Source organism: Streptomyces sp. NPDC097640, assembly GCF_040302705.1.
Lineage (GTDB): Bacteria > Actinomycetota > Actinomycetes > Streptomycetales > Streptomycetaceae > Streptomyces.
The window spans coordinates 95,038-102,206 of the sequence record NZ_JBEOSB010000003.1; the positions used below are offsets into that span (position 1 = coordinate 95,038).

Below are 7,169 nucleotides of genomic sequence, written 5' to 3' on the forward strand. Positions count from 1 at the left end.
CCAAGGGTGTTGAAAGGGAGGGAATCGCGTGGCGGGAATTCGGCCGCTGAATCCGGGAGATCCGCGTGATATCGCGGGTTATGCGCTCCAAGGGCGGCTGGGGGCGGGCGGAATGGGGACGGTGTTCTTATCCGCCACGCGGGGCGGGCAGCCGATCGCTCTGAAGGTCGTGCATCCCGAGTTCGCCGAGGACCCGAAGTTCCGGCAGCGGTTCGAGCAGGAGGTGCGCTCCAGCCGGCAGGTGCGGGGCCGCTACATCCTGCCGGTCGTGGACAGCAACACGGGAGGGCCCGTGCCCTGGCTGGCCACCGAGTACGCCCCGGGCCTCTCGCTCGCGGCGGCGGTGGCCACGCACGGACCGCTGCCGACAGACGCGGCCCTGCGGCTGATCGCCGGCGTGGCCCACGCGCTGGAGGCCATCCACGCGGTGCAGGTCACCCACCGGGATCTCAAGCCGGGGAATGTCATCCTGGCGCCGGACGGCCCCGCCGTCATCGACTTCGGGATCGCGCGGGCCGCCGAGGCCACTCCGCTGACCGGCACCGACGTGCGCATCGGCACCCCCTTGTACATGGCCCCGGAGCAGCTCAGGGGCGCCGCTCCGGTGACCCCGGCCATCGATGTCTTCGCGCTCGGCCTGACCGCGTATGTCGCCGCGACCGGCGTCCACCCCTTCGGGGAGGGGCCGGGCCCGGCCGTGCTCTACCGCATCGATCGCGAGGAGCCCGATCTCACCGCCTGCCCGGCGGAAATACGGCCCGTCATCAGCCGCTGCCTGGAGAAGGACCCCGAGGCGCGGCCCACGCCCGCCGAGGTGGTGGCCCTCTGCCGGGATGCCGGGGCCGGGCTCGGCCTGACCGAGGTGCTTCCTGCCACCGGGTGGCTGCCCCCGGCCTTCCTTCCCGCGCCCGCGCCCGCGCCCGCGCCGCCCATATCGCCCATGCCGCCTGACCCTTCGGCCCAGACGGTCTCCGCGCCGCCCATGCCCGAGAGAACTGTCTACGACCCGCAATCCGCGACGCGGCCCGGGACTCCCGGGAGACGCCGACTGGCAATAGGCCTTGTGGCGCTCGCCGCCGTCGCGGTCGCCGCCCTGCTCGTCTGGCTCCCGAACCGAGGCGGCGACGGGGACGACGGTGCCTCCCCGAACTCCTCGCAGAAATCCTCATCCCAGAAAACCCCATCGCGGGATACCTCACAGGAAAAGACCTCCCCCGCGAACCCTCCGGCGAACGCCGCAGCACCTCCAAAGGAGTTGGACTCGACCGTAAAGACATTCACCAACGCGGCGACCGGACGTTGCCTGGACAGTAACGGCGACGAAGAGGCTTACGCATTCGACTGCAATGGTGGCGGCTACCAGAAATGGACCGCGTCCGGGAAGAGGTTCAGTCTGCGTGATGCGGCGAGCGATATGTGCTTGGGCAGTGACGATGCCGGTGAGCTGAGCATGTCGACATGTGATCGCAACGATCAGCAGAGATGGAACATATCCAACAAGTCCGTACTGCGCAATGCGGCGACTGATCGCTGCCTGGACGGCGACCAGGACGGCACGTTGCGCACGATCGAATGCGATAGCAGCGACCGCCAGAAGTGGAACATCTCCGGCGAGAATTCCGTGCTGCGCAATGTGGCGACTGACCGCTGCTTGAGCGGCAGCGGCTCCGGCGGCCCGCAGTTGGGCGACTGCTCCGACAATGGGAGCGGGGACGGGAAGTGGAACATCTCCGGGGAAGAGATCGAACTGCGCGATGTGGCGACCGACCTTTGCTTGGACAGTAACGAATCCGGCCAGGTGTACACGTATTCATGCAATGAAGGCGATTATCAGCGGTGGGATATCTCCGGCGACAACTCCACCCTGTACAGCATGAAGACTGGTCTCTGCCTGGAAGACGCCAACTCCCCTTCGGAGACCAACGGCTATCAGCTGAAGACGAGTGAGTGCGATGAAGGCGACGATCAGCGGTGGAACGCCGCCTCACCGTAGAGTCGTTAGTACCTGGTGAGGATGGTGGAGAGCCCCTTCGTGATCCAGAATGATGGGATGGTCACGCTTGAGACTCCCCGTTTGATCCTGCGTCGCTGGCGCGAGGAAGACGTTGCGCCCATGGCTGCCGTCAATGCCGACCCCGAGGTCATGCGGTGGATCCGTGACGGCAGCGTCCGTGACGAACAGCAGACTCGCGGCGGGATCCAGGCATGGGAGAGCGAGTGGGAGTCACAGGGCTTCGGCCTGTTCGCCGTGGAAATCCGGTCCACTGGCGAACTGGCCGGGTTCACCGGCCTTTCGGTGCCCAACTTCTTGCCGGAGGTACTGCCGGCGGTTGAGGTCGGCTGGCGGCTGGGACGTTCCCACTGGGGGCAGGGCTTGGCCACCGAGGCCGCTGCGGCCGCCGTACGGTTCGGGTTCGAAGAGCGAGGGCTGGAGCGGATCGTCAGCATCGCTCAAGTGGGCAACGACGCCTCCGAACGGATCATGACCAAACTGGGGATGCATCCGGTCCGTGAGACCGTCAATCCCACCAGCGGTCGGCGAGTGCGGGTGTTCGAGTTGTCGTCGGACCAGTACGTCGCAACCGCTCGTTGATGGCGGCAAAGATCTACTTCTGATACACGCCTTGGCCGCGTCACCCAGCCTCAGCCGTCTAGCGGGCGTGCTGGTGCCGTGTATGGAGGGTGTCGGGGTGGTCGGGGCCGAGCACCCGAGTACGGTCCCGAACCAAATCCCCATACAGATCCCGCGCGGCCGCCGCGTCACCCGCCTCAGCCATAAAGAACGCATAGCCCCGCAACCACGAAGCCCGCCACCGACAGCACCGACTCCAGCACGGTCCACGACTTGAGCGTGTCCCGCTAGGAGATCCCGAAGTACTTGGCGACCATCCAGAACCCGCCGTCGCTGACGCGCGATGCGAAGATCGCTCCCGCCGAGATGGCCATCGTGACCAGCGCCAGATGCGCCTGCGAGTAGTGGCCCTCGCTCAGCATCGGGGAGACGATGCCCGCCGTGGTGACGATCGCGACCGTCGCCGGGCCCTGTGCGACGCGCAGCACCACCGAGATCAGCCAGGCCAGCAGCAGGGCGATGGTCAGCGGCACGAAGGGGTGGTCGGCGGGCGGGGCGTGCCCCGCCCGCCTCGGGGGTGCGTCAGCCGAGGACGGCCAGCGCGTCGATCTCGATGAGCAGCCCGGCGGGGAGGCCGACGTAGACGGTCGTACGGGCCGCCGGGGCCTCCTTCAGGTCCGCGAAGAAGTCGTTGTAGATGTCGTTGAGCTCGGCGAAGTGGGCGGTGTCGGTGAGGTAGACGCGCACCATCACCACGTCCTCCCAGCTCGCCCCGCCCGCCTCCAGGACGGACTGCACATTGCGCAGGGTCTGGAGGGTCTGCTCGCGCAGCGTCGGCCCGACGGGGGCGGGGGCCTGGCCGGGGACCGCGGGGCCGAAGCCGACCTGCCCGGCGACCTGGAGGATGTTGCCCTTCTTCACACCATGCGAGAACTTCGCGGGGGGCGCGGTGTGGGTGTCCGGGGTGATCGCGATCTTCTGGAGCTTCTCGCTCATGGGTCGATTCCCTTGGTTCGGCGGGCGGTTACTTGTCTTCGGGGTCCGGCACGTCGGGGTCCCGCTCGCCGCGATCCGGCACGTCGGGATCCGGCTCCTCGCGATCCGGCACGTCCGGCGGGGCGCTTCCGGAGTACGCGCGGCTGATCGCCTCCGCGGTGCGACGCACCAGCGGCAGCAGCGCGAGCAGTTCCTCGGCCGTGACCACGACGTTTGGCGCGGAGACCGAACACGCGGCGACGACCCGCCCGTCCACCCCCCGGATGGGTGCCCCGACGCAGTTGATCGACTCCTCGTGGCCGCCGAGGTCGGTGGCCCAGCCCTGCTCCCGCACGGTCGCCAGCTCCTTGAGGAACGCGGCGGCGTTCGGGGTGGAGCGCGGGGTGTAGGCGGGGTACGGCAGCCGCTCGGCCACCGCGCGCCGCTCCGTCTCGGGCAGGTCGGCCAGCAGCAGCTTGGCGACGGCGGCGACGGTGATCGCGACGGGCTTGCCGATGCGCGAGTACATCCGGACCGGGTAGCGGCTCTCCACCTTGTCGATGTAGAGCACCTCGTTGTCCTCGTACACGGCGAGGTGGACGGTGTGCCCGCACCGCTCGTTGAGCTCGACCAGATAGGGGTGGGCGATCTCGCGTACGTCCAGATTCTCCGCGGCCTGCTGCGCGAGCGCGAAGAGGCGGGCGCCGAGCCGGTAGCGCTGGTCCTCCTGCCGGTAGACCATGCCGTGCTCGTGCAGGGTGCGCAGCAGCCGCAGCGCGGTCGTCTTGTGCACGCCGAGCCGCGTGGCCACCTGCTCCAGATTGGCCGGGCCCTCCGCCAGCAGCGGCAGGATGCTCAGCGCTCGGTCGACGGTCTGGCTCATGGGTCGGTCACCACCTCCGCGCGTACGGTCCCGGTGTCCGTCCAGCCGGGGCCGAGTCGCAGTCTGCCCCACGCGCCGGGGTCGAGGGCGGCCAGGCGGTCGGCGTGCTCGCGCGAGGGCGGGGTGCCCAGGTCGCCGGGGACGGTGAGGGCGGCGGCCGCCATCAGATGGCCGTGGCGCAGCCGCTCCGCGACGGGCAGCCCGCGCAGGGTGCCCGACAGAAACCCGGCGGCGAAGGCGTCGCCCGCGCCGACGGACGCGACCACGTCCACGTTCAGGGCAGGCTCGAAGGTGACCTCGTCCTCCCCGCCGTCCTCCCCGCCGTCCGGCTGCCGGGCGTACGCGGTGGCGCCCGCGCTGCCCTGCTTCACCACCAGCACCCGCGGCTCGGGCAGGGCCGCCCGGACCGCCTCCGCTCCGTGCAGGCCCCAGGCGGCCTCGGCCTCGTCCTCGCCGACGAAGACCAGGTCGCAGCCGCGGGCGAGGTCCAGCAGACGCCCGCTGTCCTGGCCGCGCCACAGCGCGGTGCGGTAGTTGACGTCGAACGAGACGAGGGGGCGGCCCGGGGCGGGGGCGGTGAGCTCCCGCATCAGGGTGTGGCAGTCGGCGGAGAGGGCCGGGGTGATCCCGGTGAGGTGGAGGACACGGCCCGACCACGCCGCCTCCCTGGGCACCAGGCGCGGGGACATGGCCGAGGCGGCGGACCCGGCCCGGTAGTAGACGACCTCGGAGAGCGGCTGCCCGTCCCCTTCCCGCTCCCGCTCCCCCGCCGTACGGAAGTAGATGCCGGTGGGGCGTTCCGGGTCGCGCTGGACGCGGGAGACATCCACGCCCGCGGCGGCGATCTCCGCGACGAGGTGGTCCCCGAAGCCGTCCGCGCCGACGCGGCTGATCCACCGGGCGGTGTGCCCGCCGCGCGCGAGCCCGCAGGCGACGTTGGACTCCGCGCCGCCGATCCCCCGCGAGAACGCGGGCACATCGGCGAGCCTGCCCGGCCGGGACGGTCTGAAGGTGACCATCGACTCACCGAGGCACACGACGTCGACGTGGAGGGCTGCGGACACGGCGGGGCTCGCTCCTTGCTGTGGGCTCTGGCGCCTTCCGGGGGGTGGCGCGCACCGTTGACCGGGTGCTTGGCGGGATGTTAGACAGCGGTAAGCGCCATACGCAATGGGCGTTGCACATGTTGCAGCACGAATCCGCATGGGAGGCTCCATGGCCGTCGACCACGCCGCCGACACGCCCGGCTCACCCGTCGGGCGCCTCGCCCACGAGCGCGTCGACCACCGCTTCAAGGGCCTGCCCCCGGACGCCGAGGGCCGAACCGTCGGCGAGCTGGCCGCCGAGCGCCGCTCCCTGTTCACCGGCGGCTTCACCACGCCCGTCCTGGCGCTGTCCGCCGAGGCCCTGGAGCACAACCTCGCCGTCATGGAGCGCTACTCCACCGCCCACGGGCTGGCCTTCGCCCCGCACGGCAAGACCTCCCTCGCCCCGCAGCTCTTCGAGCGCCAGCTCGCCCACGGCGCCTGGGGCATCACCGCCGCCGTCCCCGGCCATGTGCGCATGTACCGCGCCTTCGGCATCCGGCGGATCTTCCTCGCCAACGAGGTCGTGGACGCGGCCGCGCTCCGCTGGCTCGCCCGCGAGCTGGACGCCGACCCCGAGTTCCGCTTCATCGCGTACGTCGACTCCCCGCGCGGCGTCGAGCTGATGGACGCGGCCCTGCGCGAGGCCGGCGCCCGCCGCCCCCTCGACGTCGTCGTCGAACTCGGTGCGGGCCCCGGCGCCCGCACCGGCGCCCGTACGGAGGCCGACTGCACGGCCGTCGCCGACGCGGTGGCGGCCACCGGGACCCTGCGCCTGGTCGGCGTCGCCGGTTACGAGGGCGAGGTGCCGAAGCCGGACAGCGAGCGGGTCCGGGCCTGGCTGCGCCGGCTCACCGCGCTGGCCGTCGCGTTCGACGGGGAGGGCCGGTTCGCGGACGCGGACGAGATCGTGGTCAGCGCGGGCGGCAGCGCGTGGTTCGACGCGGTCGCGGACGTCTTCGCGGAGCTGCCCGAACTGTCCGGCCCGGTCCTGAAGCTGCTGCGCTCCGGCGCGTACGTCTCCCATGACGACGGCCACTACCGCCACATCACGCCCTTCAACCGCGTCCCCGACGAGGGCGCGCTGCACCCGGCCTTCCGCCTCTGGGCCCAGGTCGTCTCCCGCCCCGAGCCGGGCCAGGCCTTCCTCAACGCGGGCAAGCGCGACGCGGCGTACGACCTCGACCTGCCCGAGCCCCAGGTCATCCGCTCCCCCGACGGCACCGAACGCCCCGCCACCGGGCTCACCGTCACCGGCCTGTCCGACCAGCACGCCTGGCTCGCGGTCGAGGAGGGGACGTCCCTGGAGGTCGGCGACTGGGTGGCCCTCGGCCTCTCCCACCCGTGCACCAGCTTCGACAAGTGGCAGCTGATCCCGCTGGCCGAGGCGGACGGCACGGTCACGGACTACATCCGCACGTTCTTCTGACCCACCCACCCGCCCGCCCCTATGTGTGGCTCCGCCCCGGACCCCGGCGGGGCAAGCCCCGTCCCGCCCCCAGCGGGGCGCAGTCGGCGCCGGGGCCGCCAGGCCAACACGAGGGGCCCGGACCAGGCTCCGGACCAGGCTCCGGACCAGGCTCCGGACCAGGCTCCGGACCAGGCTCCGGACCAGGCTCCGGACCAGGCTCCGGACCAGGCTCCGGACCAGGCC

At 71.1% G+C, this 7,169-nt stretch carries 6 protein-coding genes and 1 pseudogene; 3 read left to right on the forward strand and 4 right to left on the reverse strand.

Features of this window, described 5'->3' with window-relative positions:
- Positions 1-28: 28 nt before the first annotated feature.
- Both ABTY62_RS04800 and ABTY62_RS04805 read left to right on the forward strand, forming a co-directional pair.
- On the forward strand, positions 29-1,993 hold the full coding sequence (locus ABTY62_RS04800) for a serine/threonine-protein kinase (protein ID WP_352127932.1): 1,965 nt from the start codon (positions 29-31) through the stop codon (positions 1,991-1,993).
- A 57-nt stretch (positions 1,994-2,050) separates the two neighbouring features.
- Positions 2,051-2,593: a GNAT family N-acetyltransferase gene (locus ABTY62_RS04805; protein ID WP_352127933.1), complete on the forward strand. Its 543-nt coding sequence runs from the start codon at positions 2,051-2,053 to the stop codon at positions 2,591-2,593.
- 176 nt (positions 2,594-2,769) lie between these two features.
- Here ABTY62_RS04805 and ABTY62_RS04810 read toward each other — a convergent pair.
- The 4 genes and pseudogenes from ABTY62_RS04810 to ABTY62_RS04825 form a co-directional block, all read right to left on the reverse strand.
- Positions 2,770-3,087 (reverse strand): annotated as a pseudogene (locus ABTY62_RS04810) (GntT/GntP/DsdX family permease); the annotation flags it as partial.
- A 67-nt stretch (positions 3,088-3,154) separates the two neighbouring features.
- A complete protein-coding gene (locus ABTY62_RS04815) occupies positions 3,155-3,568 on the reverse strand; it encodes a RidA family protein (protein ID WP_311726225.1) in 414 nt (137 codons plus the stop codon).
- A gap of 28 nt (positions 3,569-3,596) precedes the next feature.
- Entirely contained in the window at positions 3,597-4,430 is an 834-nt protein-coding gene (locus tag ABTY62_RS04820) for an IclR family transcriptional regulator (RefSeq protein WP_352127934.1), read from the reverse strand.
- The gene (locus ABTY62_RS04825) at positions 4,427-5,449 is read right to left on the reverse strand and encodes a sugar kinase (protein WP_502997409.1); all 1,023 of its coding nucleotides are present in this window, start codon (positions 5,447-5,449) and stop codon (positions 4,427-4,429) included. The genes ABTY62_RS04820 and ABTY62_RS04825 overlap by 4 nt, the downstream gene beginning before the upstream one ends.
- A 196-nt stretch (positions 5,450-5,645) precedes the next feature.
- Between ABTY62_RS04825 and ABTY62_RS04830 the strand changes: the two genes are divergently transcribed.
- Positions 5,646-6,944 carry an amino acid deaminase gene (locus ABTY62_RS04830; protein ID WP_352127936.1) on the forward strand — a complete coding sequence of 433 codons (1,299 nt, stop codon included), beginning with the start codon at positions 5,646-5,648 and terminating at the stop codon, positions 6,942-6,944.
- Positions 6,945-7,169 lie beyond the last annotated feature (225 nt).